We start from the raw sequence: 25,985 nt of genomic DNA, 5'->3' as shown, positions 1-25,985 counted from the left end.
GGCAGCTACGGCCAGGCCGCAGCCATCTTGTTATTACAAGCCGGTATGCTTGGCGATGAAGGCTTTCATTTTTTCTACATCAGCCGTCATCACTTCAAAGCGTTGCGGCAAGTCTTCGATATTTTCAAAACCGGCTGGACGATCAGCATCACGTCCCAGCGCTTCGCGTATGGTTTCGTTGAACTTGGCTGGCAATGCAGTTTCCAGCACGATCATGGTCACGCCTGGCGTCAGATGCTCGCGCGCGACTTTGACGCCATCTGCAGTGTGCGTATCTATCATCAGGTCGTACTTGGCTTGCAAGTCACGTATCGTCGCCACGCGGTCTGCGTGCGTGGATTTGCCGGAGACAAAACCGAACTGCGCAATCTTCTTGAACTCGTCGCCGTCGCTGCCCGGCTTGCCGGACAGATCAAAGCCGCCGTGTGTTTCCACTTTCTGGAACAAGGCACGTACACGGTCACCATCGCGATTCAGCAAATCATAGACGAAACGTTCGAAGTTGGAGGCCTTGCTGATATCCATACTCGGGCTGGTGGTGTGATAAGTCTCAGCCGATTTACGCACGCGATATACGCCGGTACGGAAGAACTCATCCAGCACGTCATTTTCATTGGTAGCAGCAACCAGCTTGTCGATAGGCAGGCCCATCATGCGCGCGATATGGCCGGCGCAGATATTGCCGAAATTACCGGATGGTACGGTGAACGATACTTTTTGCTCGTTGCTGGTAGTCGCGCTCAGGTAACCGCGGAAGTAGTAAATCACTTGCGCCACAACACGCGCCCAGTTGATCGAATTCACGGTACCGATTTTTTGCTGTTGCTTGAATGCGTGATCGTTCGAAACTGCCTTGACCATGTCCTGACAATCATCGAACACGCCTTCAACTGCGATATTGAAAATATTAGGATCTTGCAGGCTGAACATTTGCGCAGTCTGGAAGGCACTCATCTTCTTGTGCGGCGACAGCATGAAGACGCGTATGCCCTTCTTGCCGCGCATTGCGTACTCAGCCGCGCTACCGGTATCACCGGAAGTCGCACCAAAAATATTCAGTTCAGCGTGTTGCTTGGCCAGCGTGTACTCGAACAGATTGCCGAGCAATTGCATCGCCATATCCTTGAATGCCAGCGTCGGGCCATTCGACAGTGCTTGCAGCATCAACTTGGTGCCATCTTTTTCTTCGACCAAACGCAAGGGCGTGATACGCGCAGCTTCTTCACCGCGGCGTACATTACGATACACATCGGCGGTGTAAGTCTTGTGTACCAGTGCATGCAAATCCGCTTCAGGGATATCAGTGGCAAATTTTTTCAATACTTCAAATGCCAGATCGGCATACGACAGCGTGCGCCATGCATCGAGTTCCGCATCACTCACTTGCGGATAGCTCTCAGGCAGATACAAGCCACCGTCAGGTGCCAAACCGCCGAGCAAAATTTCAGAAAAAGATTGTGCCGGCGCCAAGCCGCGGGTGGAAATGTATTGCATAGGAATAATTGAATTAGTTGGTGGCCGACTTGTTCAGGAAACAGGATGATTCAGGCACAGCGACGCGTTACATATAGAGCCGTATTATAGCTTCGCTGGCAGACTGAGCCGAACAAAACCGCGGCGTGAGGATAGTGAAGGCTTATTTCATGAAAATCAGCCAAAACGGTGAAGCACGGACAAAACCGGCCTCACCGCTGGTGACAGCAAGATTTAGCTCAAATGTTCGAGGCGGATCTTGGTCACTTTGCCCAGCACCGTCGACAATGCTTCGATCTTCTTGATCGCTGCTTCCACGTTTTTCTCTTGAGTCTGATGCGTCAGCATGATGATGTCGGTCTGCGTTTCGCCCAAGGCTGGCTCTTTCTGCAACATTGCATCGATCGAAATGGTCGATTCCGCCAAGATGCTTGTCACTTTGGCCAATACACCCACTTCATCCGCCACCGGCATACGCAGGTAGTAACTGGTTGTCACTTCCGAAATCGACAGGATAGGCGTATCTGCCATCGCATTCGGCTGGAACGCCAAATGCGGTACACGATGTGCAGGATCAGCATCAGCCAAACGTGCGATATCGACCAGATCGGCAATCACAGCCGATGCGGTTGGTTCCGCGCCTGCACCTTTACCGTAATACAAGGTTGCGCCCACGGCGTCGCCCTGTACCAGCACAGCATTCATCGCGCCTTCTACATTCGCGATCAATCGCTTGGATGGGATCAGCGTCGGATGTACACGCAGTTCGATACCTTGCGGCGTGCGCTTGGCAATACCCAGCAATTTGATGCGGTAACCCAGTTGCTCTGCATAACGAATATCGACAGCTTCCAACTTGGTGATACCTTCCACGTGAGCTTTATCGAACTGCACCGGAATACCGAAGGCAATCGCCGCCATCAACGTCGCTTTATGTGCCGCGTCCACACCTTCGATATCGAAAGTCGGATCAGCCTCGGCATAACCCAGGCGTTGTGCTTCTTTCAAAACGGTATCGAAATCCAGTCCCTTGTCGCGCATTTCTGACAAGATGAAGTTGGTGGTGCCGTTGATGATGCCGGCGATCCATTCGATGCGATTGGCAGTCAGACCTTCGCGCAATGCCTTGATGATAGGAATGCCGCCGGCGACTGCCGCTTCATACGCGACCATCACGCCCTTGGCTTGTGCTGCCTTGAAAATCTCATCGCCGTGGATTGCCAATAAAGCCTTGTTCGCTGTCACCACGTGCTTGCCATTGGCAATCGCTTTCAGCACCAAGTCTTTGGCAATACCGTAGCCGCCTATCAGCTCAACAACAATATCGATCTCTGGATTAGAAACGACCAAATTGCCATCGTTCACCACTGCACACTGATCGCCGACCAGCTCTTTGGCGCGTGCGACATTCAGATCGGCCACCATCACGATTTCAATTTCATGACCAGCGCGGCGAGAAATTTCTTCCTGATTGCGCTTCAGAACATTGAATGTACCCGCACCGACGGTGCCGATTCCTAACAAGCCAACTTTGATCGATTTCATAATCTTTGTATTAAATAAGGTCACATAAAAGACAACGTTCCCATGCTGGCGAACGCGGTGACAAAAATAGAAGCGGGATCAACCCAGCCGCTTGCGATAACCTTCGAGGAAGTGTGCAATACGTCCGATCGCAAGCGTCAGATCGTCAGAATTTGGCAAGAATACTACCCTGAAATGATCTGTCGTCGGGCAATTGAAGCCCGTACCTTGCACAATCAGCACGCTTTCTTCTGCCAGCAACTGATAGGCAAAATCCTGATCATCCTTGATCGGGTACATCTTAGGATCAAGTTTAGGGAACATGTATAACGCCGACTTCGGCTTGACGCAAGTCACGCCGGGAATTTCGGTCAACAACTTGTGCGCCAGATCGCGCTGTTTCAGCAAGCGTCCACCTGGACCGACCAAATCATTGATGCTTTGGTAACCGCCCAGCGCTGTTTGAATTGCATACTGCCCTGGCGCGTTTGCGCACAAACGCATCGATGCCAGCATGTTCAAACCTTCAATGTAATCCTTGGCATAACGCTTCTCACCCGAGACCACCATCCAGCCGGCACGATAGCCGCAGGAACGATAATTCTTCGACAGACCGTTGAACGTGATGAACAGCAAATCGTCCGCCAATGAAGCGAGCGAAGTATGTACCTCACCGTCGTACAAAACCTTGTCGTAAATCTCGTCGGCAAAAACAATCAGTTGATGCTGGCGTGCAAGTTCCACGATCTGCTGCAGCAATTCAACCGGGTACAAAGCGCCAGTTGGATTGTTTGGATTGATGACAACAATTGCCTTGGTATTCGAATTGATTTTTTTCTTGATATCTTCGATATCAGGGAACCAGCCGGCCTGCTCATCGCATACATAATGCACAGGTGTGCCGCCGGACAAGCTGACCGCCGCTGTCCACAACGGGTAATCAGGTGATGGCACCAACACTTCATCGCCGGTATTGAGCAGTGCGTTCATGCTCATGACGATCAATTCCGATGCGCCATTACCGAGATAGATGTCATCTATCGTGACGCCGGTGATGTTCTTTTGCTGCGTATAGTGCATGATCGCCTTGCGTGGCGCGAACATGCCTTTTGAATCGGTGTAACCCGATGCATTCGACATATTGCGTATCATGTCCTGCACGATTTCATCTGGTGCATCAAAGCCGAAGACGGCGAGGTTGCCTATGTTCAGCTTGATGATCTTGTGACCGTCTTCTTCCATTTGCCGCGCTTTTTCCAGCACAGGGCCGCGAATATCGTAGCAAACATCATCCAGTTTTTTCGATTTTTGAATCGGTCGCACAGCTACTGTTCCTTGTGATTTTCAGAACTTGTTGAGGTTCTAATGGGAACGCATGTCCTTGAAAGCATCGACCAAACTTCGGTGGTCGAAGGGCAAGCGCAAATGACGGTGGCAATGTTGCACCGCGAAAGAGATCCATTTTGCCGAAAGCGATCGATTTTATCAATCGATAAAGGCTGGTTTAAAGCTGAAAACGTTACAATAAGCGCTCTTTATCTTCCATTTATCGGAAATCCGCGCCCGCACTCCGATCACGACCATCATGAAGCTTCATAACACCGCCACCCAGCAATACCAGACTGTTACTGCCTATGATGAAAATGGCATTGAAATCAATTTAATCCCATTCAACTACAGCCTGGTTGTCCTACCGGAAATTGCACCAGCAGCGTGGCCTGTCGCCTCCTTCGATGCATTAACGGCTGAAAATTTTGAACAGATCAACGCCATCGCACCCGATGTTGTCATCCTCGGTACCGGTGCACGCCAGCGCTTTGTACATCCGCGCTTGACGGCATCGCTGACAGCACGCCGTATCGGCGTTGAGTGCATGGATAATCAAGCGGCATGCCGCACCTACAATATCTTGATGGCAGAAGGCCGTAAAGTTGCTCTGGCATTGATATTTGAAGCGTAACTCCCATTCTTCAACGCTTTCCATCATGTTGATGAACCAACACTAAAAATTATTGTCTTTTCAATAGTGCTCAATCAACAATGAGCGCTATGCAGCAAGATGGTGGAAATAAAAACACAAGTTTTCCATTTATTGCTTGAAGGATAAAAACTCGTCCCCATCTGCACATTCGGCCGCATTGCACATGCGCACGCTGAACTGGTAACGAATCGATCGTAGATCATGGCGCTGCGCCTGCAGCGCGACACTATCGGCAGAGAAAGTGAGATAAATGGATCAAGATATCCCCGTGGAAGAACGCCCTTCTGCACTCAACAAAATCGTTCCGGATTTTTCCGCTGCGATGACTGGCGATCAAACGTTTCAACTTGCTGATTACAAAGGCAAAAAAGTCGTTCTGTATTTTTATCCCAAAGACAATACGCCAGGCTGCACTACTGAAGGGATTCAATTCCGTGACTTGCATCCACAGTTTCAGCAAGCCAACGCAGAAGTCTTCGGCATCAGCCGCGACAGCATCCGTTCGCATGAAGGCTTCAAGGCAAAACTAGCCTTGCCGTTCGAACTGATTTCTGACCCTGACGAAACGCTGTGCACCATGTTCAATGTCATGAAGATGAAAAATATGTATGGCAAGAAAGTACGCGGCGTAGAACGCTCTACTTTTATTATTGACGAGTCAGGTAAATTGGTGAAAGAATGGCGTGGAGTGAAAGTGCCTGGACACATCGATGAAGTACTGGAGTTTGTGAAGGCTCTTGCTTAGGTTTGCAGAACCCATTGAATTCAAAAGAATTTTTCTCGAAGAAAGCCGTTTGCGGATTAGGCCATGCGCCTTCCCAAACGGCTTTTTTACTTTTTAATTTGTATGTTTCTCTCTCATCCACTTTTTTCTCGGCTTTCCAACCCCGATTTTTCGCGTCTGCACCACCGTTAGTACCTGTTGTAAATGTTCTCAAACTTTCTAGATCGAGGTCCTGATGCCACTGCCCAAACTACCGACCAAGCCTGCCGCGTTGCTGTCACCGCAAGACTATCCCAAGGCTGATAAGGACAAGATTGTCAAATCGTTGACACTGATTGAACCGGTAGCACGCAAGACCCCCGAGCCGGCGCCTGCCATTGTCCGCGCGAAAATCGCCGACAAGACGCCATCCGAGAAACCACGCTCGTCCTCTGCACAAACCGTTGCGCTGGCACCCAAGTCTGGTGCACGCCGCCCAGTGGACAAGTCAGGACCAACCAAATTATTCGTACTCGACACTAATGTCTTGATGCACGACCCGACTTCGCTGTTCCGCTTTGAGGAGCACGATGTTTATCTGCCAATGATGACATTGGAAGAGCTGGACGATCACAAGAAAGGCATGTCCGAAGTTGCTCGCAGCGCCCGTCAGGTTTCGCGTTCGCTGGATGCACTGGTCAACGGCATTGAAGAAAATGCCATTGATGAAGGCATTCCTCTGTCGAAGCTCGGCAATAAGGACGCCAAAGGACGCCTGTTCTTCCAGACCAAACTGCAAAACGTCACCCTGCCTGAAGGCCTGCCTATGGGCAAGGCTGACAATCAGATTCTCGGCGTGGTTCGCGCACTGGAAGCACAATATCCAGGTCGCTCCATTGTGCTGGTGTCGAAAGACATCAATATGCGCATCAAGGCACGCGCCATGGGCTTGCCGGCGGAAGAGTATTTCAACGATCACGTATTGGAAGATACTGATCTGCTCTACTCCGGCATCATGCAATTGCCAGATGACTTCTGGGTCAAACATGCGAAAGGTATGGAGTCGTGGCAAGAAAACAAGCACGGCACCGGTTATACCTTCTATCGCTTGAGCGGCCCGGTCGTACCATCGATGCTGGTCAATCAGTTCGTCTACATGGAACCGCAGAATGGTGAAGCGTCGTTCTACGGTCAGGTAAGACAAATCAACGGCAAGACCGCCGTCCTCCAAACGCTGCGTGATTATGCGCACAACAAAAACAGCGTATGGGGCGTCACTGCACGCAATCGCGAGCAGAACTTCGCACTGAACCTGTTGATGGACCCGGAATGCGATTTCGTCACACTGCTCGGTCAAGCCGGTACCGGTAAAACCTTGCTGGCACTTGCTGCCGGCTTGGCGCAGGTACTGGAAACCAAGCTCTATAGCGAAATCATCGTGACTCGCGTAACCGTTCCTGTCGGCGAAGACATCGGCTTCCTGCCTGGTACCGAGGAAGAGAAGATGTCGCCGTGGATGGGCGCATTCGACGATAACCTTGAAGTGTTGAACAAGTCCGACAGCGATGCCGGTGAATGGGGCCGTGCCGCAACGCAAGACCTGATTCGTTCACGCATCAAGATCAAGTCGCTCAACTTCATGCGCGGCCGTACCTTCGTCAACAAGTTCCTGATCATCGATGAAGCGCAAAACTTGACGCCTAAGCAAATGAAAACCTTGGTCACTCGTGCAGGTCCGGGCACCAAGATCATCTGCCTCGGTAACATCGCGCAGATCGATACGCCTTACCTGACTGAAGGCTCCAGCGGTTTGACCTATGTGGTTGATCGCTTCAAAGGTTGGGGACACAGCGGTCACGTCACACTGGCACGCGGCGAACGTTCACGTCTGGCAGATCACGCGAGCGAAGTGTTGTAACAACTCTGGTTCGCCAGAAACAAAAAAGCCTGCTGAATCAGCAGGCTTTTTTTATTGCGATGCATTACAGCATTACAGCATTACAAAATCATCGTCCCAACCCACCATGCAATCGCTGCCATAAAGGCTGCAGCAGGAATGGTGAATATCCACGCCCAGACGATATTGCCGGCAACACCCCAACGCACGGCCGACATCTTGCGCGATGCACCAACACCAACAATCGCACCAGTAATGGTATGCGTGGTCGATACTGGCACGCCCAAGGCAGTTGCCAGGAACAAGGTAATCGCACCACCGGTTTCAGCACAGAAACCACCAACAGGCTTCAGCTTGGTAATCTTTTGTCCCATCGTTTTGACGATACGCCAGCCGCCGAACAAAGTACCCAGACTGATCGCGGTGTAGCAGCTGATGATGACCCACCATGGCAACGGATCGGCTGCTGTCGATACGCCTGCAGCGATCAACAACATCCAGATTATCCCCATGGTCTTCTGTGCATCGTTACCGCCGTGACCCAAGCTGTACATTGCAGCAGAAAACAATTGCAGCCTTCTAAACCAACGATCCACATTACGCGGCGTTGATCTGACGAACAACCACGATACCAACACCATCATCAAGGAACCGAACAGGAAACCGAGCAAAGGTGACAACACGATGAAAGCGATGATTTTAATCAAACCGGAGGAAATCAATGCATCGGTACCAGCTTTGGCCACTGCCGCACCAACCAGACCACCGATCAATGCATGTGACGAGGACGACGGCAAGCCGAAATACCAAGTCACTACATTCCAGACTATCGCACCTACCAAGGCACCGAATACAACGTAGTGATCAATCACAATGGGATCAATCGTGCCTGTACCGATCGTCATCGCCACTTTAAGGTGGAAAACGCCGATTGCGATGAAGTTGAAAAACGCCGCCATCATCACGGCGGTTTGCGGCTTCAATACGCCGGTTGATACCACCGTCGCAATTGCATTTGCCGCGTCATGAAAGCCATTCATGAAATCGAATATCAAAGCCAATATGATCAAAAAGGCCAGGACATAAAGGCTCATGTGGAGAGTTTGCATGGATATTTATTCTTAGTTCAATCTGCGTATGTCGCCGACAACTACATCAGCAACCGCGAAACTTACAAGACAGCCTTGCGCGTCATTAAAAACAACGGCAAGGCACACCAACGTTATGCTCAATGAATCAAGCGTTCTCGACGATGATGCCTTCGATGATATTGGCGACGTCTTCACAACGATCCGTAACAGTTTCCAGCAATTCGTAAATTGCCTTGAGCTTGATCAGATTGCGTACATCTGGTTCTTCACGGAACAGCTTGGACATCGCAGCACGCATCACGTGATCTGCATCTGATTCCAAACGATCGATTTCCTGACAAATAGCCAAAATCTCGCGCGAGTTGTCCATGTTGTGTAACAGAGCGACTGCGGCTTTGACCTTTTCGGTACAAGCCAGGCACAACTCAGCCAAACGCTTGGCTTCAGGTGTAATCGCCTTGATGTCGTACAGAGAGATTGTTTGCGCTGCATCCTCGAGCAAATCGAGGATATCGTCCATGCGCGTGATCAGTTGATGGATGTCATCACGATCGAGCGGAGTAATAAAGGTTTTATGCAAAGCGTCCAGCGTCGCATGCGTTACCTTGTCTGCCTGCTTCTCGATACCTTCGATCGCATGTACACGAATTTCCAGGTCATCGAAATTGGTCATCAAGGCAACCATTTCCTTCGCGCCTTTGACGCAAAACTCGGCATGCTCGTTGAAGAGATCGAAAAACTTGCCTTCTTTCGGTAGAAGTCGTCCAAACATAATTACTCTCTTTGAATATGAAAATGTTGAAATACTGTGATTAGCTACAAAGACCTGTGGTCTTTGAAGAGAACTCTAAAATACGCAAACAATCACTACATCAATCCCCTTGATACAGGGCGGCCGAGCCGGTGTAGTTCTCAAATTTGGTGTATTGACCGAGGAAGGTCAGGCGTACGCTGCCAATCGGGCCGTTACGCTGCTTACCGATAATAATTTCCGCGGTACCTTTATCTGGCGAATCAGGGTTATACACCTCATCGCGATAAATAAACAAAATCACGTCGGCATCCTGCTCGATAGCGCCGGATTCGCGCAAATCGGACATGACGGGACGTTTGTTCGGACGTTGCTCCAGCGAACGGTTCAACTGCGAGAGCGCAATCACCGGGCAATTCAATTCCTTGGCCAAACCTTTCAAGCTACGCGAGATTTCGGAAATTTCCGTCGCGCGGTTTTCGCCTGAAGTATTCGCCGACATCAGTTGCAAGTAATCGATGATGATCAAACCCAGCTTGCCGCATTGACGCGACAGGCGACGCGAGCGTGCACGCAGTTCGATCGAATTCAGCGCCGGCGTTTCATCGATGTACAACTGCGCATCGTTCATCTTTTGAATCGCATGCGTCAGACGTGGCCAATCTTCATCAGCCAGACGACCTGTACGCAAGCGATGTTGATCCAGACGACCAACCGAACCCAGCATACGCATTGCCAACTGTGTGCCGCCCATCTCCATCGAGAAGACAGCAACCGGCAAACCACTTTCGATCGCGACTGTTTCACCGATGTTGATCGAGAACGCGGTTTTACCCATCGAAGGACGACCAGCCACAATAATCAAATCGCCTGGCTGCAAGCCAGAGGTCATGCGATCCAGATCGGCAAAGCCGGTTGGTACGCCAGTAATATCGCTGGTGCTGTCGCGGTTATACAGTTCATCGATACGTTCGACGACTTGGGTCAGCAAAGGCTGGATTTCCTGGAAACCTTGCGCACCACGTGCACCCTCTTCCGCAATCGCAAAAATCTTGGATTCGGCTTCATCAAGCATCTGCTTGACTTCCTTGCCTTGCGGATTGAATGCATTGCCGGATATCTCATCCGAAACAGTAATCAGCTTGCGCAGTACGCCGCGGTCACGCACGATCTCGGCATAGCGGCGGATATTGGCAGCGGAAGGCGTATTCTGCGCCAGCGCGTTCAGATAGGTCACGCCACCGACTTCTTCTGCCTTGCCGCTATTGGTCAAGGCCTCGAATACGGTGATCACGTCAGCCGGTCTGGAGTTATTGATCAGCTTGACGATGTGCTGAAAAATGATCCGATGATCGTAACGGTAGAAATCTTCCTGATTGACGAAATCGGCAATACGATCCCACGCTGCGTTATCCAGCAACAAGCCGCCGAGGACGGATTGCTCAGCTTCTATCGAATGCGGGGGGACGCGAAGGGACTCTAATTGCGGATCGGCACGGGTGTTCATGGCGCGAATTATACCTGTTGCGAGCGGCGGCTTAAGAAAATGGGCAATAAAAAAGCCGGGAAAACCCGGCTTTTTCTAGGCAACGAGTGCCTGAGGTACTTTAATACAACTTAAGCGTGATCGCCGACTACGGTGATCGTCACTTCAACGACTACGTCTGTGTGCAATGCAACTGCAACAACGTGATCGCCAGCGACTTTCAACGGGCCTGTTGGCAAGCGAACTTGTGCTTTTTCAACTGCGAAACCTTGCTTGGTCAACGCTTCAGCGATATCGGCATTGGTAACGGAACCGAACAAACGGCCGTCAACACCCGATTTTTGCGTGATTTGAACGGATTGACCGGTCAATTTCTCGCCTTGTGCTTGCGAAGCTGCCAATTTTTCTGCAGCGATTTTTTCCAGCTCTGCGCGCTTGACTTCGAATTCAGCAACGGCAGCAGTCGTAGCACGACGGGCTTTACGTTGTGGGATCAGGAAGTTACGTGCGTAGCCGTCTTTTACTTTAACGACTTCACCGAGGTTGCCGAGATTAACGACTTTTTCTAACAGAATGACTTGCATGTTTTTCTCCTATTTCAAGTCGTTATTACGCGTGGTGCAGATCGGTGTACGGCAACAACGCGAGGAAACGTGCGCGTTTGATTGCTGTATCGACTTGACGTTGATAGATTGCTTTGGTGCCGGTCAAGCGTGCTGGCATGATTTTGCCGTTTTCTTGAACGAAATCTTTCAGGGTGTCCACGTCTTTGTAGTCAACTTGTTCTACATGTGCAGCTGTGAAGCGGCAGAATTTTTTACGCTTGAACAAAGGGTTTTGTTGTTTGCGTTTTTCTTTGAGTTTGCTTTTGTCGAATTTTTTACCGAATGCCATTTTGGGCTCCTGTATCTAAATGTGGGTCTCGAAATCTGTGAGATGGAAAACAAGGCTTTTGCTGTTACGGCTCTTACGTGCCAGGAAACCAGTGAACTGATATGTTCCGCCTAATTCGGCTTGATTGAATCTGCCTGAAATTTCTCCCGCGGCAATCGCGGCAACTTCAAACTCGACCAATCGTGGAACACCTGCTTCCGTCTGTTGCGAACTGTGCAGCAAAACTGCTGACACAATCGGGACACCTGCCGGGGTGTAGCGCAAAATTTCACGCTCGGCGATGGTGGCTACAAACTGAAGTTGATTCACTCTCCTGATACGTCGTTGCAATAATTAGGCAGCAGGTGCCTCGGCGCGATGGCTCTTGGCAGCATCTTCCTTCTGCACAGCCTTCATCATTGGCGATGGCGCTGTTTCAGCCTTCTTCATTTTCACTGTCAGATGGCGCAGAACGGCATCGTTGAATTTGAAGCCGGTTTCGATTTCAGCCAGTGTTTCGCCGTCACATTCGATGTTCAGGCAGACGTAGTGGGCTTTAGCCAGTTTTTGGATCAGGTACGCCATTTGACGGCGGCCCCAGTCTTCCACGCGATGAACAACACCACCGCGTGCGGTGACGATGCCTTTGTAGCGTTCGATCATTGCAGGCACTTGCTCGCTTTGATCCGGATGGACGATAAATACGATTTCATAATGACGCATGTAAGCTCCTTTTGGACGGATTGAAGATTGCCCACCTCGGCGTCAAGACGAGTGTGGGAAGAGGAAAACCAGCAATCATACGCGTACGGGCCAGAAAACTCAACGCTTTCAAGCATTTATCGCAACCATCTGCACCGAATATGCAGTGATTTCATCCACATTTGAGCAAATCAGCTTGCATTTAGGCATGCACTGTATAAAAATACAGACTGTTTATATGAACAGTCCACGGCAACGTGCCTCCTCACGCGCCACTTCAAGCCAGGCTACGCAATGATCAAACTGACAGCACGCCAAGAGCAAATTCTGAATTTGATACGCGACGCGATCGAAAATACCGGTTTCCCGCCAACACGTGCAGAAATTGCAACAGAACTCGGCTTTCGCTCTGCCAACGCCGCAGAGGAACATTTACAAGCACTGGCACGCAAAGGCGCGATTGAAATTTCGCCCGGCACGTCACGCGGCATACGCTTACGCGACATGGGCAGCAATGGCGCGGAACGCTTCCCCGGCCGACAATTGGCCTTGCCACATCCAGCTTTAATGCAACTGAGCTTACCCTTAGTCGGGCGTGTGGCTGCCGGTTCGCCCATCCTGGCGCAAGAACATATCGAAGCGACCTACGACGTAGATCCTGCGTTGTTTTCAGCCAAACCTGATTTCCTGCTGAAAGTACGCGGCATGTCGATGCGTGATGCGGGAATTCTGGACGGCGACTTATTGGCGGTGAAAAAAATCGATGCTGCGAAAAATGGCCAGATCGTGGTTGCACGCCTGGGTGATGACGTCACAGTCAAGCGCTACAAGAAGTCTGGCTCCTTGATCGAGTTATTACCGGAAAACCCGGATTTCGAACCGATACGAGTCGATCTGTCGCGCGATGAATTTGCGCTGGAAGGTCTGGCAGTAGGTTTGATGCGTAGCTGGAACTAAAACCAAAGTTGAAACAAAAAATACCGGGCTTATCCGGTATTTTTTTGCTTTGCTAAAATCTGCTTCGCTATCCCGCGCAAGATATTTACTTCTTCCGTTTCCAGCTGCGTACGGGCAAACAAACGCTTCAGGCGCGGCATCAACTTCTTCGGATTATTCGCATCCAGAAAATCGATAGCTACCAACGCTTGCTCCAGATGTGCGTACATGCCGTCGATCTGCGTCATGCTCGCAGCTTCGCCCTGAAAACCGATATCCGTCGCCACGCGCGCATCTCCTACCGTTGCCATACGCGCCTCGTAAGCCAAAACCTGCACCGCTTGCGCCAGATTCAACGATGAATAATCCGGATTTGCTGGGATATTAATCAAGACATTGCACTTTTCCACAATTTCGTTCGGCAAACCGAAGCGCTCATTGCCAAAAACCACTGCCGCACGCAAAGATGTCTCTTCGACCAAGCGTGTCGCCAATACGCGCGGTGAAATGATAGGCGGTGAAAATTCACGCAAACGCGCCGTCACTGCCGCCGCATAGTTGCAATCTGTCAACGCTTCTTCAATCGAGCCAACTATGCGCGCCGACGTCAAAATATCCTGCGCCCCGCTGGCAAAAGCCACCGCCTCCTCCTGCATAGCAGCATCAGGAAAGCGCGGATTGACCAGCACCAGCTCTGAAAAACCCATGTTTTTGATAGCGCGCGCCGCCGCTCCGATATTGCCGGGGCGACTGGTTTCCACCAGCACAAAACGCAGGCGATTGAAAAGAGGCGTGTCAGTTTGTGGCTGGTTCATTTAAAATAGCGGCATTGCGCGGTAGGAATCATGTCAGAAATGGCAACTCTATACCGCATCGCTCATTAATTTCAATTTAGGTGGATCCACTCGCCCTCAGGCGATGGGACCGCCATTTTAACGGAAACTCTATGCATCCCATGCTTAATACGGCGATCAAGGCTGCTCGCCGCGGCGCTGCCATCATCAATCGTGCATCCTTCGATCTCGATCGCGTCAAAGTCACGGAAAAAAATCCAAACGACTTTGTGACAGAAGTCGACCAGGCTGCCGAGCAGGCGATCATAGAGGTTCTGAAAACCGCTTATCCAGATCACGCCATCCTGGCGGAAGAATCTGGCGCCTCAGCCAATCTGCACGACGAAAACGACAACGTCTGGATCATCGATCCACTCGACGGCACCACCAACTTCATCCACGGCTTTCCGCAGTACTGCGTTTCCATCGCCCTGCAACAGCGTGGCCAAATCACGCAAGCGGTGGTTTATGACCCAACTCGCAATGACTTGTTCACCGCCACCAAAGGTGCAGGTGCGTATCTGAATGAAAAGCGTATCCGCGTTACCAAACGCGACAAGATTGCCGATGCGTTGATCGGTACAGGCTTCCCTTACCGCACTACCGACAACCTTGATGAATACATGAAAATGTTCAAGATCATGACGCAAAGCTGCGCCGGTCTGCGCCGTCCAGGTTCTGCAGCGCTCGATCTGGCTTATGTTGCTTGCGGTCGTCTCGACGGCTTCTTCGAAAAAGGTTTGCAACCGTGGGATATCGCCGCAGGTGCCTTGCTGGTAACCGAAGCTGGCGGCATCGTCGGTACGTTCAAAGGCGAAGCAGATTATTTGTACAAAGGCGATGTAATGGCTGGGAATCCAAAAGTGTTCTCGCAACAAGTGAATTTGCTGTCGGAATTTGCCCGATAGTTTGATGACGAACTTCCGGCAGACCAAGCTGGAAGTTCGTCGACAGTATTCAGCAAGACAAGCCAATCATTTCAACGCATCTCACCTCAATTTGTGCACGATGCGCCCGGCGATGCTCTCATCCTCGGCATCAAAATCTTCCCTTGCCTGCATCAGCTCAGGATAATGCTGATTCGTCCATCTATCCAATGCCACCAAGGTCGTGCTTAAAGACTTGCCCAAAGGGCTGAGTTCATATTCAACGTGCGGTGAACTGGTTTCCAGATCGCATCGCGTCACCAAGCCATTACGCTCCAACTCTTTCAAGGTTTGCGTCAGCACCTTCTGCGAAATACCTTCTATCCTGCGCAGCAATTCGCTATTGCGCATAGGCCCGCCATCCAGTGCCGGAAAAATCAGCAAAACCCATTTACTCGCGAGCAGTTCCAATACTTTTCTGGACGGACATGCCGCGCTGAAAACGTCGGATCGTACTGCTTCAATGTCGATTTTTTTTGTCGATTCCATGGTTACCAAAAAGTGCGTACTTGTTGCTGAGAAGGTGTCTACATATTCTAAACACCTGTTCAATTCTTCGTGAGACAAGCAATGGCGTGGATCTATCTGTTAATCGCAAGTGTAGTGGAAATCATGATGGCCATCGCATTGAAGTATGCGCACGGCTGGACCCGATTGGTGCCCAGCGTCATCGGCATTGCTGCCGCTGCTGCCAGCGTATTGTTTTTGACACTGGCGATGCGCAACTTGCCGGCCGGCACTGCTTATGCCATCTGGACTGGCACGGGTACTGTTGGTGTCGCCATACTCGGCATTTTTCTGTTCCAGGATGCCTTGTCGCCTTTGCGTTTGCTCTGCATCGCCTTGATCGTCAGCGGTACGATAGGCCTGCGCGTACTGGATGCGTGAGCTCTGCAATGCCAATGCTGAAACACTGATGACATTTTGAACATGCTTCTGCATCCTCATCGCGTCCATGGAAGATCACTCAGGCAGATTTAATCTGCACTGCAGCATTGCCCTGTTATACTCGCCGCACACGGCATACCTCCAGTCACCTTGCCGCTGTCTCGCGATTTCCGCACCCTAATCCCGTTTGCCTGCGACTGGCGCCCTCTGCGGCGACAGGCCGATAATTTTCTATTGAGTATTCATGTCTTTTTCTGACCTCGGCTTAGCCGAAGGAATTGTTCGCGCCGTTACCGAAAGCGGTTATACCAATCCAACCCCGATTCAAGCACAAGCTATCCCGGCTGTTTTGGCTGGCGGCGACTTGCTGGCTGGCGCACAAACCGGCACGGGTAAAACCGCAGGCTTCACCCTGCCGATTTTGCATCGCCTTGCTACCAGCGGCGTGCCGCATGCATCAGCTTCTGCCCAACGTCCTATCCGCGCCCTGGTGTTAACACCTACCCGCGAACTGGCAGCGCAAGTTGAAGAAAGCGTACGCACCTACGGCAAGTATTTGAATCTGAACTCCGCTGTTATCTTCGGCGGCGTCGGCATCAACCCACAAATCAAAATGCTCAAGCACGGCGTCGATATTCTCGTTGCTACGCCAGGTCGCCTGCTGGATCACATGCAGCAAGGCACCGTCAACCTGACCAAGGTTGAAATTCTGGTACTGGACGAAGCCGACCGTATGCTCGACATGGGCTTCATCAAGGACATCCGCCGCGTACTCGCAGTGCTGCCTAAGAATCGTCAAAACCTGTTGTTCTCCGCTACGTTCTCCAACGAGATCAAAGCATTGGCAGATGGCTTGCTAAACTCACCAGCCATGATCGAAGTGGCACGTCGCAATTCGACCGTTGAAGTGATCGAACAAAAAATTCATCCAGTTGACCGCGACAAGAAACACCCTATGCTCGCGCATCTGATCAAGACCAATAACTGGTCACAAGTACTGGTCTTCACACGTACCAAGCACGGTGCGAACAAGCTGGTAGAGCAACTTGAAAAAGACGGCATCAGCGGCATGGCAATCCATGGCAATAAGAGCCAGTCGGCACGCACACGCGCATTGAGTGAATTCAAGGATGGCAGTTTGCAAGTCTTGGTGGCTACCGATATCGCCGCACGCGGTATCGACATCGATCAATTGCCACACGTCGTGAACTACGATTTACCTAATGTGCCAGAAGATTATGTCCATCGTATCGGTCGTACCGGTCGTGCTGGCGCTACCGGCGAAGCCGTGTCGCTGGTTTGCGTCGATGAGCTGGACATGTTGAAAGATATTGAAAAGCTGATCAAGCGCAAGCTGCCATCGGAAGTAATTCCCGGCTTCGAGCCTGATCTGAACGCGAAACCACAACCGATACAACGTCGCAGCAACGATGTACAAGGTCGTCGCCCACAAGGTCAAGGACGCAATGCCCCGGCAAAATCCGGCAAAGCACCTGCACCAAAACCGAATGGTCCATCGCGTAGTTTTGGTGGCAACTCGACCGCACGTCCGGCAGCACCACACCGTTCAGGCGGCCGAGGTCGTTAAGCCCCAGAGGCTGCAGCATTAAATGTTGCAGCCCTTGGGCAAAGACAGCATATCTATTGCATTGCGGTGCCAACAAAATCGATCTCGTCGAATACAATGTCATCTTTACTTTTGTCTTCCCGTGCTCAGTTGCAATAGCTGAGCCGAGAAGCAAAACGTGCTGAAGAAACTTTGGAATCAACTATGTCGTCGGTAACCGAAAAAACAAACATCCCTCTTCCGAACGAGAAGCACACACCGATGATGCAGCAATATCTGCGCATCAAAGCTGAGCATCCGACCACGCTAGTGTTTTATCGGATGGGCGATTTCTACGAATTATTTTTTGATGATGCGGAAAAAGCATCCCGTCTGCTTGGCATCACGCTGACCCAACGCGGCGCATCTAACGGTAATCCGATCAAGATGGCGGGTGTGCCCTTCCACGCAGTTGATCAATACTTATCCAAGCTGGTCAAACTAGGCGAATCGATTGCGATCTGCGAACAGATCGGCGATCCGGCGACCAGCAAAGGTCCCGTCGAACGCAAAGTGATGCGTGTCATCACGCCGGGCACATTGACCGACTCAGATCTACTGCCGGAAAAATCCGAGCAACCCTTGCTCGCGCTCTACAGCACGACACAACGCAAGACTGTCACGATAGGTCTCGCATGGCTGTCGATGGCAAGTGGCGCATTGAAGTTGATGGAATTTTCCACCGATGCGCAAAATGCAGAAGCACGTCTGAAGCATGAACTGGAACGCATTGCACCTGCCGAAATTTTATTGCCCGGCAGCGTCAACGATCTGTTCAATGAATTTGCTTACGCAAAAAACACCACGATCCCCGACTGGCACTTCGATATTGCGCATGGCACCAAAGCTTTGTACGAGCAACTCAGTGTAGGAACATTGACTGGTTTCGGCGCAGAAAATCTAAGCGCCGCCATCGGTGCAGCCGGTGCACTGCTGCGTTACGCACAGTCGACGCAAGGCAAAGGCTTGCAGCATGTACGTACGCTGACGGTTGAAACAGAAAACGAATTCATCGGCCTCGATGCCGCCACGCGACGCAATCTGGAACTGACAGAAACCATACGCGGTCAGGATGCCAATTCAGCGACGCTGTTCTCCTTACTCGATCACTGCCGCACCGCGATGGGTTCGCGTCTGTTGCGTCACTGGCTGCATCACGCACGCCGCGATCAAACAGTCGCAATGGCACGTCATGCCGCCATCAATGCCTTGATGCGTGCAGACGCCTGTAGTGGCCTCGCCTCCACCTTAGCCTCGGTACCCGATGTGGAACGCATTACTACGCGTATCGCGCTGTTATCAGCCCGTCCACGCGATCTGGCTGGCATGCGCGGCGGCTTGCAGCAATTACCTTCGTTGCGCGCCTATGTGTCCATGTGCAACAAGGATGCCGATGCACCTTTGCTGAAAACAATACACGGTGCACTCGCCACACCGACCGATTGCCTCGATCTGGTTGAACGTGCGATTGCAATGGAGCCAGCCGCGATGGTGCGTGATGGCGGCGTGATTGCACGCGGCTTCGATGCAGAACTGGATGAGCTGCGCGGCCTGTCGGAAAACGCAGGGCAATTCCTCGTTGATCTGGAAACCCGCGAACGCGCACGTACCGGCATCAACAATCTGCGCGTTGAGTACAACAAGGTGCACGGTTTCTATATCGAAGTCACTCACGGTCAAACTGACAAAGTGCCGGATGACTATCGTCGCCGTCAAACCTTGAAGAATGCCGAGCGCTACATCACGCCAGAACTCAAGGCATTTGAAGATAAAGCCTTGTCTGCACAGGAACGCGCGCTAACGCGTGAAAAATACCTGTACGAACAAGTGCTGCAACAAATGACGCAGCACATCGCCACCTTGCAAAACATCGCACATGCACTGGCACAACTCGATACCCTGGTTGCACTCGCCGAACATGCCATGCGTCACAATTGGTGCGCACCGCAATTGGTGAGCGAACCGACGATCACGATCGAACAAGGTCGCCATCCAGTTGTAGAAAATCACATCGAACGCTTCATCGCCAACGATTGCCTGCTTTCCAGCGAATGCAAATTGCTGTTGATCACAGGCCCGAACATGGGCGGTAAATCAACGTATATGCGACAAGTCGCCTTGATTACGCTGCTGGCTTACGTCGGCAGCTTTGTCCCTGCCAGTCGCGCCGTGATCGGTCCTATCGACCGCATCTTTACGCGCATAGGCGCCGCCGATGATCTAGCCGGTGGTCGTTCTACCTTCATGGTGGAAATGACGGAATCTGCCGCCATCCTGAATGGTGCGACAGAAAACTCACTGGTCTTAATGGATGAAGTCGGCCGCGGCACGTCGACCTTCGATGGCCTTGCATTGGCATGGGCGATTGCCAAGCACCTCATTGATACAACCAAAAGCTTCACTCTGTTCGCCACGCATTATTTTGAATTGACGCAATTGCCGGAAATTCACCCGACTGCCGCCAATGTTCATTTGTCGGCCGTGGAACATAAAGACAGTATTGTGTTCTTACATGCAGTACAGGCAGGCCCTGCTTCACAAAGCTACGGTTTGCAGGTGGCGCAACTGGCTGGCGTACCGCAACCAGTTATTCGTGCCGCACGGAAACATCTTGCTTCTTTAGAGGCTAATTCGATGCAGGTTACGCCACAGTTTGATTTATTCGCCAGCACAAGCAATGCGTCGGCATCTGAAGAGATCATGCCTGCGCATCAGCAAGCGTCCGCGATTGATGACGCCATTGCAGCGATCAATCCAGACGCTTTGTCACCGCGTGAAGCATTGGATGCACTTTATCGCTTGAAGGAACTGAGTAATCAGCACACGTCAGAATGAAAAATTCTGTTTCACAATTACTGATTTGCCTTGCGCTCGCCCATCCGGCATTGGCGCATGCTGTGGACGCGACGCCGTTCAGCTTCGGCGTGATTGCCAAGCCGGTTCAATCAGCTAATAGTGAAACAACTTTGCGTGAGTCGATAGAAGAAAGCGACACAGATAATCTGGCATTCGTCGTTGTGAGCGGCATCAAGGCCGACAACGAAGCATGCAGTGACGCGCTGTACAAAGAACGTCGATCATTGCTCGATAGCGCGAAAAATGGTGTCATCGTTTCGATTACCGGCAATGACTGGACACGCTGCGGCAATACGAAGAATCGCATCACTGCAACAGAGCACATGAACCGTATCCGTGATCTGTTTTTCACTGATGAATTTTCCTTCGGCGATAGCAAGCTTCCATTGGTTCGCCAATCGATGATGCCGCAATTCCGTTCTTACGGAGAAAACATGCGCTGGCGTATCGGTGACGTGATGTTTGCCACCATCAACCTGCCGGCCAACAACAATAATTATTTGAATGCAGCTGGTCGTAACAGTGAATTTGAAGACAGACAAACCGCCAACAGTGACTGGCTGAAACGCCTCTTCCTCACCGCAAAAATCAGCAAGGTCGATGGCATCGTCTTGTTCTGCGATGGCAATCCGCTGCTGAAGGCAGAACATTCATCGATGTTCTCATCCGGGAAACGTGAGGGATTCGCCGATATCCGAAAACAGATTTTGGCTTTCGGCGAAAAATTCCACGGCAAGATTTTGATCGTTCACAGCGATCAAAATTCTCGTCCGGTCACGTCGCCTAAAGGGATAGATTGGCACGGTAATGTCGGCGCCTTACGCGTGGATCCACCTTGGCGCAAGATCATGGTCAACCCCGCACTGCCTGAATTATTCGCGCTGGTGAATCCGATTACGGTACAAGCGACACGTCGATAACGGATACAGATTGCATCGTTATTCAAATCAGCATACATCGCAGCAATAAAAAAACGGATGCCTTTAAGCATCCGTTTTTTATTTCCATCAAGTGGCATCCCGTTTTATTCCGGGCTGCACTCATTCACGACGAATAAATCGAATTAGTGAATTGGATGTGTGCGGAAGTGATCGCCTTCTTCGCCTTCATCATCTTCCGAACCATGATGATGACCATGTGCGCCGTGTACGTGCTCATGTGCAATTTCTTCTTCAGTTGCTTCACGCACTTCCGTTACTTTCAAGGTGAAGCGCAAAGCCATCCCAGCCAATGGATGATTGCCGTCCAGCACAACCTTGTCATCAGCGATATCGGTCACGGTGAAAATCAGCGGTTGCTCATCTTCATCTTCCGTTTCTGGCGAACCTTCGAACTGCATGCCTACTTCCAGAGGTGTCGGCAGACGGCCGCGTGGCTCGATCTTGACCAGATTAGGATCGTATTCGCCGAAAGCATCCTCAGGCTCGACTTGAATAGTGTTTTCAAAGCCGACTTCCTTGCCGTCCAGCGCTTCTTCAATCTTAGGCAGCGTGTTTTCGTAGCCGCCGTGCAAATACACCATAGGCTCACGGCCGTCTTCAATCAAATCGCCTTGCGCGTCTGACAATTTGTATTCCACGGTCACGACCGTATTTTTGGCAATCTTCATGATGATCCTTTCATTTAATATGGCCGCAATTATACCCGCGCACCTGCCAGATAGCATCGCTACTCTACTCTCCAGCGTAATACACCTACCTATATAATGACGCCATGAAAAAATTGACTCTTTTAGGCGGCCTGACCGCTGCAGAATTTCTCCGCGACTACTGGCATAAAAAACCATTATTGATACGCCAAGCTATTCCTGATTTCCAAGCATTGCTTACACGCGACGAATTATTTGATCTCGTCAAACGCGATGACGTTGAATCGCGCTTGATTACACACGTCAAACGCCAATGGAACATGGACAACGGTCCCTTCGACCAGGTTCCTCCATTGACGCAAAAAGATTGGACCTTGCTGGTGCAAGGCGTCAATTTGGTCGATGAGAAGGTTGATGCTCTGATGCGCCAATTCGACTTCGTGCCGGATGCACGCCTCGACGACTTGATGATCAGTTATGCAACCGAAACCGGCGGCGTCGGCGCGCATTTCGATTCGTATGACGTCTTCCTGCTGCAAGCGCATGGACATAGACGCTGGCGCATCGGTGCACAAACAGATCTGACGCTAGTCGAAGACATGCCGCTAAAGATCCTGAAAAACTTCAAAGCAGAAGAAGAATTCATACTCGCGCCCGGCGATATGCTGTACCTGCCACCGCAGTACGCACACGAAGGCGTGGCGATGGATGAATGCATGACTTACTCCATCGGCTTCCGTGCGCCGTCCTATCAGGAGTTGGGCGAAGCATTCCTGGAATCGATGATCGATTCCATAGACTTGCCGGGCCGTTATGCCGACCCTGATTTGAAACCATCCAAACACCGTGCTGAAATCAGCAGCGCGATGTTGTCTCGCGTGACTGCCGAATTGAACAAAGTGCGTTTTACTCAGGAAGATATTGCTCTCTTCCTCGGCGAATATTTGTCCGAACCCAAGGCGCAAGTGTATTTCGACGCGCCAGAAGAGAACCTGACCAGAACTCGCTTTTTGCAGAATGCAAAGAAAAGCGGCATCAAACTTTCACTCAAGACGCAAATGCTGCATCGCAGCAATTACATCTTCATAAATGGCACTTCGTTTGAGGTTGGTGAGGAAGATTTAACCATTTTGAAGGAATTGGCCAATGAACGGCATCTGAGTGGAACGATTATCGCTTCTGCCTCTGCAGATGTCATTGATGCCTTCCATACATGGCACAAAGATGGCTGGCTAACTCTGGGATAACGCCAAATAAACGAAATTACCCGGAGTTATTTCGCATGGAAGATGGGACGCGGCAAAATTTGAACGCCAATTTTCATATTTTGTTACAACATTGCACTTACCAAAATGTAAAAGTGTTGTGTCACAAGCAAAAAGAAGGACTATAATTATCGGTTAGGAAGGTTTCGTTTCATCGCACCGCAGCATTATGGTTCGAAATACATACGAAGCACCCTATAGAGCGATAATTACCGGTAATTATTCATCGCACATTAATATCAACCTAGATTCATTATTGAAAGATAATCATGACAAAATCCCTGCTGATCGCATCCCTGTTAGCTATCGCTTTGACCGCATGCAGCAAAAAAGAAGAAGCAGCACCTGCACCAGCTCCAGCAGCTGAAGCTCCAGCAGCTCCAGCAGCAGCTCCAGAAGCACCAGCAGCAGCTCCAGCAGCTGAAGCTCCAGCAGCACCAGCAACAGAAGCTCCTGCTGCTCCAGCAGCACCAGCAGCTGACGCTCCTGCAGCTAAGTAATCCATTTTTTGGATGAAAAAGCCGACCACTAGGTCGGCTTTTTTATGCCTATTTCAAATCTATCTTATCGCCTCAAGACGTCCGTCAATAGGGCGCGACATCCAGCCAGTCGAAACCATCTTCCTGGCAAGCAATTCTCACCTCAACTTGATCAGATACCTCATGCGTCAATACCGCACGCGCAAGATCGGGCGTATTGTTTTTCAGACTGAGATGCGCGCCTACAATACGCTTCAGACGCGATTTATCCAGCGCGGCCAATATTTCCCCTGCCATCTGATTGGATAAGTGGCCGTAAGCACCGCCTATACGCTGCTTCAGCGATGGCGGATAGGTTGAGTCCATCAGCATCTGTTTATCGTGATTACACTCCAGCATCAGTGCATCACATCCACCCAAGGCCGCAATCACATGTGACGTTGCATGCCCGGCATCAGTCAATACACCCAACTTGGCCACACCATTGCTTGCCACATACTGCACCGGCTCTCGCGCATCGTGCGGCACCGTGTAAGGCAATAATTGAAGATCGCCGATCGTGAACGGTTCGCTATCACGGCAAAAATTGAGCGCTACGCCATCGCATTTATCATGCACAGCTTGATAGGTGCCGTAACTGATCCAAACAGGGAGCTTATGACGTCGCGCGAACTTGAATACGCCGCCGACATGGTCTTGATGTTCGTGGGTGACGATTATTCCGGCAAGATCGCCTGGAACCATCTGCAGTCTTGCCAGACGTCGTTCGGTTTCCCGTATCCCGAAGCCGCAATCCAGCATGACCGTCGTACTTGTCGTGCTGGATTGGGTAGAAATGAGTAGAGCGTTTCCTTCACTGCCACTGCCGAGGCTGGCAAACTTCAAGCGCAAACCTCGTCAGTCGGCATACACAAATTATTTCAGTTGCTCATTCAACAGAGCAAGAATGCGCTCGCCTGTTTTCGATGTTTCCGGCTTGCCGTCGTTATTCAGCACAGAAATCTGGCTGGAATCGGCAGCGCCTTTGATGGAAACGCGATAACGCGCAGCAGCTTTATCTTTCTCAGCCTTGCTTGAACCAAAGGTAAAGAGATTCGCAAAGAAACCTTTTTTCTCGGTCACTTTTGAATCATCACCTTGATCAACGTAACGAACATAATACAAACCTTGTGTGCGATCACGATCTTCTACGGTAAAGCCGACGCGATCCAGTGCCAAACCGACACGACGCCATGCGCGCTCGAAACCTTCATCAACTTGAACGTAATCACCGCTTGGCGCCTTGACCAATTTGGCGCGTGACGATTGCGCAACGACATTGGCGACGGCTGCCTTGGCACGTGTACCTTCCACACCCAAAGCCACCATCATGCGCGATAGAATTTCTGCTTCCAGCTCTGGATCAGATGGGCGTGCAGTCCAGACGGTGTTTGATTTATCCGAACCGGTCAACACCTCTTCAGCACCGCGATGACTAACATAGACCTCGGTAGTGCCATTAGGACCGCGCTCAAGACGGGTACGGAACTTGTCACGTTCGCCGGTCGAGTACAGGGAATCGAATACCTTGCCCAGTGTCGAACGCAGGAAATCCTGTGGAATTTTTGCGCGGTTTTCTGCCCAATCGGTTTCCATCACACCGGACTGTGGCGAATCGAGATTGATCAGGAAGCCATTGTCTTGCCAGAAATCCTTGATTTTCGGCCACAACACTTCAGGCGACTCATTAATGACTAACCAACGCTGCATGCCATCCCGTTCGATGCGGACATCGGCTAGCGCTTTCGGTGCAACCGTTGCTGCTACCTCGGCAGGACGCGTGACTTGCTGCTGATTATAGGAAGATGCCGTTGCCGTACCGCGACTCGCATCCGGCAGGCCGAAGCGATTTTCGCGCTGGAGCTGAGTCAGATCCGGAGGAATTTCCAGCGTAGGCGTTTTGGTCTTGCTCCCCTCGCTTTTGTAATCGATACGACCTGGTTCCAGCATCGAATTGATAGAGCTACATCCAGCCAGGCCGGAGAGCACGAGCACGTAAGCCATTCCACGTTTTGCGAAGCTGCATTGAGCCATGTAAGAAATCTTCCGAGTCATAATGTTGAATACTTTTTAAAAGCAGGTTCAGCC

Annotated in this window: 28 protein-coding genes; 13 read left to right on the top strand and 15 right to left on the bottom strand. The window is 51.0% G+C overall.

What is annotated here, in order from left to right; translation table 11 throughout:
* Positions 1-33: 33 nt before the first annotated feature.
* From thrC to AC07N2_RS11665, 3 genes are all read right to left on the bottom strand, one after another.
* Positions 34-1,494 (bottom strand): threonine synthase, encoded by a 1,461-nt coding sequence (gene thrC, locus AC07N2_RS11675; RefSeq protein ID WP_494778418.1) that lies wholly within the window; start codon positions 1,492-1,494, stop codon positions 34-36.
* Positions 1,495-1,707: 213 nt separating this feature from the next.
* A complete protein-coding gene (locus AC07N2_RS11670) occupies positions 1,708-3,018 on the bottom strand; it encodes a homoserine dehydrogenase (RefSeq protein ID WP_494778417.1) in 1,311 nt (436 codons plus the stop codon).
* Positions 3,019-3,096: 78 nt separating this feature from the next.
* Positions 3,097-4,320, bottom strand: coding sequence for a pyridoxal phosphate-dependent aminotransferase (locus AC07N2_RS11665; protein ID WP_494778416.1), 1,224 nt, complete (start codon positions 4,318-4,320; stop codon positions 3,097-3,099).
* A gap of 42 nt (positions 4,321-4,362) precedes the next feature.
* Between AC07N2_RS11665 and AC07N2_RS11660 the strand changes: the two genes are divergently transcribed.
* The 4 genes from AC07N2_RS11660 (at position 4,363) to AC07N2_RS11645 (ending at position 7,599) form a co-directional block, all read left to right on the top strand.
* Entirely contained in the window at positions 4,363-4,596 is a 234-nt protein-coding gene (locus AC07N2_RS11660; RefSeq protein ID WP_494778415.1) for a hypothetical protein, read from the top strand.
* The gene (locus AC07N2_RS11655) at positions 4,583-4,957 is read left to right on the top strand and encodes an Mth938-like domain-containing protein (RefSeq protein WP_494778414.1); all 375 of its coding nucleotides are present in this window, start codon (positions 4,583-4,585) and stop codon (positions 4,955-4,957) included. The genes AC07N2_RS11660 and AC07N2_RS11655 overlap by 14 nt, the downstream gene beginning before the upstream one ends.
* A gap of 271 nt (positions 4,958-5,228) precedes the next feature.
* The gene (locus AC07N2_RS11650; protein ID WP_494778413.1) at positions 5,229-5,723 is read left to right on the top strand and encodes a peroxiredoxin; all 495 of its coding nucleotides are present in this window, start codon (positions 5,229-5,231) and stop codon (positions 5,721-5,723) included.
* Between the two features lie 214 nt (positions 5,724-5,937).
* Entirely contained in the window at positions 5,938-7,599 is a 1,662-nt protein-coding gene (locus AC07N2_RS11645; RefSeq protein ID WP_494778412.1) for a PhoH family protein, read from the top strand.
* Between the two features lie 80 nt (positions 7,600-7,679).
* Here AC07N2_RS11645 and AC07N2_RS11640 read toward each other — a convergent pair whose 3' ends face one another.
* The gene (locus tag AC07N2_RS11640) at positions 7,680-8,687 is read right to left on the bottom strand and encodes an inorganic phosphate transporter (RefSeq protein WP_076591745.1); all 1,008 of its coding nucleotides are present in this window, start codon (positions 8,685-8,687) and stop codon (positions 7,680-7,682) included.
* On the opposite strand from AC07N2_RS11640, the gene AC07N2_RS11635 reads away from it, so the two are divergent.
* Complete coding sequence (locus AC07N2_RS11635) at positions 8,604-8,813, top strand: hypothetical protein (protein ID WP_494779270.1); 210 nt, start codon at positions 8,604-8,606, stop codon at positions 8,811-8,813. The genes AC07N2_RS11640 and AC07N2_RS11635 overlap by 84 nt on opposite strands.
* 1 nt (position 8,814) lies before the next feature.
* Here the strand turns inward: AC07N2_RS11635 and AC07N2_RS11630 are convergent, their stop codons facing one another.
* The 6 genes from AC07N2_RS11630 to rpsF form a co-directional block, all read right to left on the bottom strand.
* A complete protein-coding gene (locus AC07N2_RS11630; RefSeq protein WP_076591746.1) occupies positions 8,815-9,441 on the bottom strand; it encodes a DUF47 domain-containing protein in 627 nt (208 codons plus the stop codon).
* A gap of 100 nt (positions 9,442-9,541) precedes the next feature.
* Positions 9,542-10,927, bottom strand: a complete 1,386-nt coding sequence (locus AC07N2_RS11625) for a replicative DNA helicase (protein ID WP_076591747.1) — start codon at positions 10,925-10,927, stop codon at positions 9,542-9,544.
* A gap of 110 nt (positions 10,928-11,037) precedes the next feature.
* Positions 11,038-11,490: a 50S ribosomal protein L9 gene (gene rplI / locus AC07N2_RS11620; RefSeq protein WP_494778411.1), complete on the bottom strand. Its 453-nt coding sequence runs from the start codon at positions 11,488-11,490 to the stop codon at positions 11,038-11,040.
* Positions 11,491-11,515: 25 nt separating this feature from the next.
* A complete protein-coding gene (gene rpsR / locus AC07N2_RS11615; protein ID WP_076591749.1) occupies positions 11,516-11,800 on the bottom strand; it encodes a 30S ribosomal protein S18 in 285 nt (94 codons plus the stop codon).
* A 15-nt stretch (positions 11,801-11,815) separates the two neighbouring features.
* The gene (gene priB / locus AC07N2_RS11610; RefSeq protein ID WP_494778410.1) at positions 11,816-12,109 is read right to left on the bottom strand and encodes a primosomal replication protein N; all 294 of its coding nucleotides are present in this window, start codon (positions 12,107-12,109) and stop codon (positions 11,816-11,818) included.
* A gap of 24 nt (positions 12,110-12,133) precedes the next feature.
* Entirely contained in the window at positions 12,134-12,502 is a 369-nt protein-coding gene (rpsF, locus tag AC07N2_RS11605; protein ID WP_076591751.1) for a 30S ribosomal protein S6, read from the bottom strand.
* A gap of 273 nt (positions 12,503-12,775) precedes the next feature.
* On the opposite strand from rpsF, the gene lexA reads away from it, so the two are divergent.
* Complete coding sequence (lexA, locus tag AC07N2_RS11600) at positions 12,776-13,438, top strand: transcriptional repressor LexA (protein ID WP_494778409.1); 663 nt, start codon at positions 12,776-12,778, stop codon at positions 13,436-13,438.
* A gap of 29 nt (positions 13,439-13,467) precedes the next feature.
* Here the strand turns inward: lexA and AC07N2_RS11595 are convergent, their stop codons facing one another.
* On the bottom strand, positions 13,468-14,232 hold the full coding sequence (locus AC07N2_RS11595) for an RNA methyltransferase (RefSeq protein ID WP_494778408.1): 765 nt from the start codon (positions 14,230-14,232) through the stop codon (positions 13,468-13,470).
* A gap of 131 nt (positions 14,233-14,363) precedes the next feature.
* Here AC07N2_RS11595 and AC07N2_RS11590 point away from each other — a divergent pair, with 131 nt between their 5' ends.
* Complete coding sequence (locus AC07N2_RS11590; protein WP_076591754.1) at positions 14,364-15,158, top strand: inositol monophosphatase family protein; 795 nt, start codon at positions 14,364-14,366, stop codon at positions 15,156-15,158.
* 81 nt (positions 15,159-15,239) lie between these two features.
* On the opposite strand, the gene AC07N2_RS11585 is transcribed toward AC07N2_RS11590, so the two are convergent.
* Positions 15,240-15,665, bottom strand: a complete 426-nt coding sequence (locus AC07N2_RS11585) for a winged helix-turn-helix transcriptional regulator (RefSeq protein ID WP_494778407.1) — start codon at positions 15,663-15,665, stop codon at positions 15,240-15,242.
* A gap of 81 nt (positions 15,666-15,746) precedes the next feature.
* Here AC07N2_RS11585 and AC07N2_RS11580 point away from each other — a divergent pair, with 81 nt between their 5' ends.
* From AC07N2_RS11580 to AC07N2_RS11565, 4 genes are all read left to right on the top strand, one after another.
* The gene (locus AC07N2_RS11580) at positions 15,747-16,064 is read left to right on the top strand and encodes a DMT family transporter (RefSeq protein WP_494778406.1); all 318 of its coding nucleotides are present in this window, start codon (positions 15,747-15,749) and stop codon (positions 16,062-16,064) included.
* Between the two features lie 244 nt (positions 16,065-16,308).
* On the top strand, positions 16,309-17,652 hold the full coding sequence (locus tag AC07N2_RS11575; RefSeq protein WP_494778405.1) for a DEAD/DEAH box helicase: 1,344 nt from the start codon (positions 16,309-16,311) through the stop codon (positions 17,650-17,652).
* A gap of 183 nt (positions 17,653-17,835) precedes the next feature.
* A complete protein-coding gene (mutS, locus tag AC07N2_RS11570) occupies positions 17,836-20,505 on the top strand; it encodes a DNA mismatch repair protein MutS (protein WP_494778404.1) in 2,670 nt (889 codons plus the stop codon).
* Positions 20,502-21,446 carry a hypothetical protein gene (locus AC07N2_RS11565; protein WP_494778403.1) on the top strand — a complete coding sequence of 315 codons (945 nt, stop codon included), beginning with the start codon at positions 20,502-20,504 and terminating at the stop codon, positions 21,444-21,446. Before mutS ends, AC07N2_RS11565 begins: the two co-directional genes overlap by 4 nt.
* 143 nt (positions 21,447-21,589) lie before the next feature.
* On the opposite strand, the gene AC07N2_RS11560 is transcribed toward AC07N2_RS11565, so the two are convergent.
* Complete coding sequence (locus AC07N2_RS11560; protein ID WP_076591760.1) at positions 21,590-22,135, bottom strand: FKBP-type peptidyl-prolyl cis-trans isomerase; 546 nt, start codon at positions 22,133-22,135, stop codon at positions 21,590-21,592.
* 104 nt (positions 22,136-22,239) lie between these two features.
* Between AC07N2_RS11560 and AC07N2_RS11555 the strand changes: the two genes are divergently transcribed.
* Both AC07N2_RS11555 and AC07N2_RS11550 read left to right on the top strand, forming a co-directional pair.
* Complete coding sequence (locus tag AC07N2_RS11555; protein ID WP_494778402.1) at positions 22,240-23,361, top strand: JmjC domain-containing protein; 1,122 nt, start codon at positions 22,240-22,242, stop codon at positions 23,359-23,361.
* Between the two features lie 287 nt (positions 23,362-23,648).
* The gene (locus AC07N2_RS11550; RefSeq protein WP_494778401.1) at positions 23,649-23,879 is read left to right on the top strand and encodes a hypothetical protein; all 231 of its coding nucleotides are present in this window, start codon (positions 23,649-23,651) and stop codon (positions 23,877-23,879) included.
* An 84-nt stretch (positions 23,880-23,963) separates the two neighbouring features.
* On the opposite strand, the gene AC07N2_RS11545 is transcribed toward AC07N2_RS11550, so the two are convergent.
* A complete protein-coding gene (locus tag AC07N2_RS11545; RefSeq protein WP_494778400.1) occupies positions 23,964-24,743 on the bottom strand; it encodes an MBL fold metallo-hydrolase in 780 nt (259 codons plus the stop codon).
* 30 nt (positions 24,744-24,773) lie between these two features.
* On the bottom strand, positions 24,774-25,901 hold the full coding sequence (gene bamC / locus AC07N2_RS11540) for an NlpB/DapX family lipoprotein (protein WP_494778399.1): 1,128 nt from the start codon (positions 25,899-25,901) through the stop codon (positions 24,774-24,776).
* Between the last annotated feature and the right edge of the window lie 84 nt (positions 25,902-25,985).

It is taken from the genome of Herminiimonas sp. GW821-FHT09C12 (genome assembly GCF_059416385.1).
Note: the sequence above shows the minus strand (reverse complement) of the source record. Positions and strands in the feature narration are given on the sequence as shown.

Excerpts from the sequence above, each read along its gene's own strand:
- thrC (WP_494778418.1), bottom strand. The coding sequence starts at position 1,494 with ATGCAATACATTTCCACCCGCGGCTTGGCGCCGGCACAATCTTTTTCT.
- AC07N2_RS11670 (WP_494778417.1), bottom strand. The coding sequence starts at position 3,018 with ATGAAATCGATCAAAGTTGGCTTGTTAGGAATCGGCACCGTCGGTGCG.
- AC07N2_RS11660 (WP_494778415.1), top strand. The coding sequence starts at position 4,363 with ATGGGAACGCATGTCCTTGAAAGCATCGACCAAACTTCGGTGGTCGAA.
- AC07N2_RS11655 (WP_494778414.1), top strand. The coding sequence starts at position 4,583 with ATGAAGCTTCATAACACCGCCACCCAGCAATACCAGACTGTTACTGCC.
- AC07N2_RS11650 (WP_494778413.1), top strand. The coding sequence starts at position 5,229 with ATGGATCAAGATATCCCCGTGGAAGAACGCCCTTCTGCACTCAACAAA.
- AC07N2_RS11645 (WP_494778412.1), top strand. The coding sequence starts at position 5,938 with ATGCCACTGCCCAAACTACCGACCAAGCCTGCCGCGTTGCTGTCACCG.
- AC07N2_RS11635 (WP_494779270.1), top strand. The coding sequence starts at position 8,604 with ATGAAAGCCATTCATGAAATCGAATATCAAAGCCAATATGATCAAAAA.
- AC07N2_RS11640 (WP_076591745.1), bottom strand. The coding sequence starts at position 8,687 with ATGCAAACTCTCCACATGAGCCTTTATGTCCTGGCCTTTTTGATCATA.
- AC07N2_RS11630 (WP_076591746.1), bottom strand. The coding sequence starts at position 9,441 with ATGTTTGGACGACTTCTACCGAAAGAAGGCAAGTTTTTCGATCTCTTC.
- AC07N2_RS11625 (WP_076591747.1), bottom strand. The coding sequence starts at position 10,927 with ATGAACACCCGTGCCGATCCGCAATTAGAGTCCCTTCGCGTCCCCCCG.
- rplI (WP_494778411.1), bottom strand. The coding sequence starts at position 11,490 with ATGCAAGTCATTCTGTTAGAAAAAGTCGTTAATCTCGGCAACCTCGGT.
- rpsR (WP_076591749.1), bottom strand. The coding sequence starts at position 11,800 with ATGGCATTCGGTAAAAAATTCGACAAAAGCAAACTCAAAGAAAAACGC.
- rpsF (WP_076591751.1), bottom strand. The coding sequence starts at position 12,502 with ATGCGTCATTATGAAATCGTATTTATCGTCCATCCGGATCAAAGCGAG.
- lexA (WP_494778409.1), top strand. The coding sequence starts at position 12,776 with ATGATCAAACTGACAGCACGCCAAGAGCAAATTCTGAATTTGATACGC.
- AC07N2_RS11595 (WP_494778408.1), bottom strand. The coding sequence starts at position 14,232 with ATGAACCAGCCACAAACTGACACGCCTCTTTTCAATCGCCTGCGTTTT.
- AC07N2_RS11590 (WP_076591754.1), top strand. The coding sequence starts at position 14,364 with ATGCATCCCATGCTTAATACGGCGATCAAGGCTGCTCGCCGCGGCGCT.
- AC07N2_RS11585 (WP_494778407.1), bottom strand. The coding sequence starts at position 15,665 with ATGGAATCGACAAAAAAAATCGACATTGAAGCAGTACGATCCGACGTT.
- AC07N2_RS11580 (WP_494778406.1), top strand. The coding sequence starts at position 15,747 with ATGGCGTGGATCTATCTGTTAATCGCAAGTGTAGTGGAAATCATGATG.
- AC07N2_RS11575 (WP_494778405.1), top strand. The coding sequence starts at position 16,309 with ATGTCTTTTTCTGACCTCGGCTTAGCCGAAGGAATTGTTCGCGCCGTT.
- mutS (WP_494778404.1), top strand. The coding sequence starts at position 17,836 with ATGTCGTCGGTAACCGAAAAAACAAACATCCCTCTTCCGAACGAGAAG.
- AC07N2_RS11565 (WP_494778403.1), top strand. The coding sequence starts at position 20,502 with ATGAAAAATTCTGTTTCACAATTACTGATTTGCCTTGCGCTCGCCCAT.
- AC07N2_RS11560 (WP_076591760.1), bottom strand. The coding sequence starts at position 22,135 with ATGAAGATTGCCAAAAATACGGTCGTGACCGTGGAATACAAATTGTCA.
- AC07N2_RS11555 (WP_494778402.1), top strand. The coding sequence starts at position 22,240 with ATGAAAAAATTGACTCTTTTAGGCGGCCTGACCGCTGCAGAATTTCTC.
- AC07N2_RS11550 (WP_494778401.1), top strand. The coding sequence starts at position 23,649 with ATGACAAAATCCCTGCTGATCGCATCCCTGTTAGCTATCGCTTTGACC.
- bamC (WP_494778399.1), bottom strand. The coding sequence starts at position 25,901 with ATGGCTTACGTGCTCGTGCTCTCCGGCCTGGCTGGATGTAGCTCTATC.